The sequence below is a fragment of the Verminephrobacter aporrectodeae subsp. tuberculatae At4 genome (genome assembly GCF_000193225.1).
GTDB classification, from domain to species: Bacteria; Pseudomonadota; Gammaproteobacteria; order Burkholderiales; family Burkholderiaceae_C; genus Acidovorax; species Acidovorax aporrectodeae.
The window spans coordinates 1-2,995 of sequence record NZ_AFAL01000204.1 but is presented as its reverse complement, the minus strand read 5'-3'; the positions used below and the strand labels follow the sequence as shown (position 1 = coordinate 2,995).

The following is a 2,995-nucleotide window of genomic DNA, read 5'->3' as shown; positions in this document are numbered from 1 at the left end:
AGAACAACTACCTGAACCACTTGGAGTTCGACGAATACCTCCGCAAGCAAAGGGAGTGCCACGGGGGCAGCGCGGATGCCTGCCAAGCGGTCAAGGCACTCCATGCGGAGTCCCTGCGCCGCAACGCTGCCATTGATGAAAACCTGTTTTCGCGCAGCGTCGAGCAGATCGAGCAGATTCAAAACGACCTTGGCAAGACGATGGCGGGTTTTGCCACGCTAAAGGACGCATGGCAGACCGAGCTCCGTGGCACGACAGACGCGCAGAAAAGCGCCGATCTGCACTTGCAGATCAACCTCGCCGACATCCACATTCGGCAGATCGCCGGCCTCGGCAAGACCAACTTCCAGCTGCTGTACGAAAAAACGGGGGACATCGACTATTTGAAACGCAACTTGGTGCTGGTGAAGGCAACGGACGGCGACGCACTGGTCGCTGCACTGGGCGGGGGAATGAGCGCGATGCCCGGCAGGCCGATATCTGCAGGCAAGGCGCCGAACAGGGCCGCAATGTCTGCCGCGGCTGAATCGCCAAGCTACGGGCAGAGAACTCCTGGATACGGAAAGACGACGGATACGCAGGGCAGCCCGCTTTCCACGGCAGGCGCCACGCCGAATACATCGACCCCAGCACCAACGAACACCACCGGCAACACCACCGTCACAGGCAATGCGGCGGCGCCCGCAACGTCTGCCAAGGGGGAATCGCCAAACTACGGACAACAAATTTCCGGGTACGGAAAGACGACCCACACGGATGCGCAGGGCAACCCGCTGCCCACGGCAGGCACACCGAATACATCGACACCAACGACGCGTACCCCCTCCGACAACACCACCGTCACGTTCAAGGACCCCGTCATCGCCACAGGCAATGCGGCGGCGCCCGCAACTTCTGCCGGAGGGGAATCGCCAAGCTACGGGCAACGAATTCCTGGATACGGAAAGACAACCGACACGGATGCGCAGGGCAACCCGCTTCCCATAGCAGGCACGCCGAATACACCGACCCCAGCACCAACGACGAGCCCTCTCCCCGACAACACCACCGTCACGTTCAAGGACCCCCTCATCGCCACAGGCAATGCGGCGGCAACTGACGCCAAGACCATCGCACTCGCTACGCAGTATGGATACAAATTCAACTCGAACAACGGCACTTTTACCGGCCCAGACAATGGATCGTTGACCCACGTCGGGACCGCAGCAGATGGCGTCACCCCGGTCTTTCAACGGACTAGCGACCAACGCCCCAGCGGCCAATACTTCACGCTTAACAGCGCGGGCAAGCAGGAGATTGTGTCGCGTAGCGACACAGGCAACGGCATCCAATGGAAAAACCCCATTGGCGGCGGATCGCAGATTGGGGAAAATTGGCTCAAGGGCCGTGAGTTTCAAAACGCACTCCACAAGATACCCGGATTTCCGGAGAACTTCACGCCAAAACAAGTGACCCTGCGCGATGGGACACGGGTTACCACTATTCCTGACGTTTTGGGGCGGTCCACTATTGTCGAGGCAAAGAACGTGGTAAGCCTGTCATTGGATAGTCAGTTCAAAGCGCAACTGCAGCATGCTGTCGATGAGAAACTTCGATATACCTTGGTGGTGAGTCCAGAAAATAAGGTCATATCAGAAAAACTGTGGGATAAAATTCTTGAGGTGAAGGGCAGAGTTTACCAATTAAATCAGGAAACTGGGGTAATGACTCGAATTTCAAAGAGGCCTAAGTAATGGAAAAATCATATATTCGAATTTCTATCGTTACTGATATCGACACCACAAAATGGGAGTTTGGCAGAAAAGTGCTGGAGACATTTTGTGAAACCGATCCACGAATGGTGCCTGGCTACCTTGATTCCGATCCAAAAACCAAAAAACCATTTCATGACATCGCTGCGTGCGAAAAATACTGGGCGGAGGAAAACGTCATAGCCGCGAGCAAACTTGGTTTTGGGTGTAGATTTGTAAAAGAAGATTGTGGGTGGAAGCGGAACAAAGCGGTAAAGTATCATTATGAAATGATCCATACCAAGGTGAACCGGTTCGGCGAGCTTCGTCCCGGATGGCTAAAGGGTAGTGCTGACGCCAACAGAAAATCGACTGGATCCGCCTGTTCCACCGCCTTGTTGAACTCGCCAACCCGCAGTTTGCCATTTTGCATTTGTTCACCGATATTGAAACAAGGGACGATGCATTTGGAACAGACGAGCACGCGATTGTTGCCGCAGACCATTTCCTCGCAGGCCCACCGGCTGCAGTTCTGGAGGACGAAGGCATTCCAAACCTGGGGTGGGCAACCTTCTTTGGCCGGGAATACACCAAGGAAATCGATGCAGAAAAGCTGCGCGCCAATGGCTTTGCCGTCGAGGCAATTGGCGATGGACACTTGGTGATTCTCACCGAAAATATTTTCGACGTGGCAGACAACTTCCCGCTGTTCTCTGCGCGGCGATCCGAGTTGAAGAAACTGCTGAGACCAGGATTTATTCGTCTCACCAACGAACCTCTGAACCAAGCAACCGAACTCCCGGAGAACTCCACGCCCGATCCAGACAATACGGGGCAGCCCGCTGGCATGATCGGAGGAAATAGCGGGATAAGCCTGTCATTGGATAGTAAGTTCAAAGCACAACTGCAGATCGCTGCCGCTACGAAAGCTCCATATGCCCTGGTGGTAACTCCATTAAATCAGGTCATATCAAAAGAGCTGTGGGATAGAGTTCATGAGGTGCAGGGCACCGTTTACCAAATCAATCCGCCAGAAACCATAGAAACGATTCGGATTTTGAAAAGACCAAAATCTACAATGAGGATGCCATATATTAAAATTTCCATCGTTACTGATATCGACACCACAAAATGGGAGTTTGGCAGAAAAGTGCTGGAGACCTTTTGTGAAACCGATCCACGCTTGATGCCTGACCACATTGATTCCGAAGCAAAAATCAGGAAACTGTTTCATGGCATCGCTGCCTGCGAGAAATACTGGGCGA

2 protein-coding genes are annotated in these 2,995 nt (G+C 53.9%); both read left to right on the top strand.

Translation table 11 applies throughout. The features are described from left to right. A partial coding sequence (locus VTU_RS25930) for a putative toxin (RefSeq protein ID WP_010101933.1) occupies positions 1 to 1,733 on the top strand: 1,733 nt, incomplete at its 5' end. A 424-nt stretch (positions 1,734 to 2,157) separates the two neighbouring features. Beyond that, the coding region (locus VTU_RS32555; protein ID WP_201766100.1) for a hypothetical protein at positions 2,158 to 2,995 on the top strand (838 nt) is incomplete at its 3' end.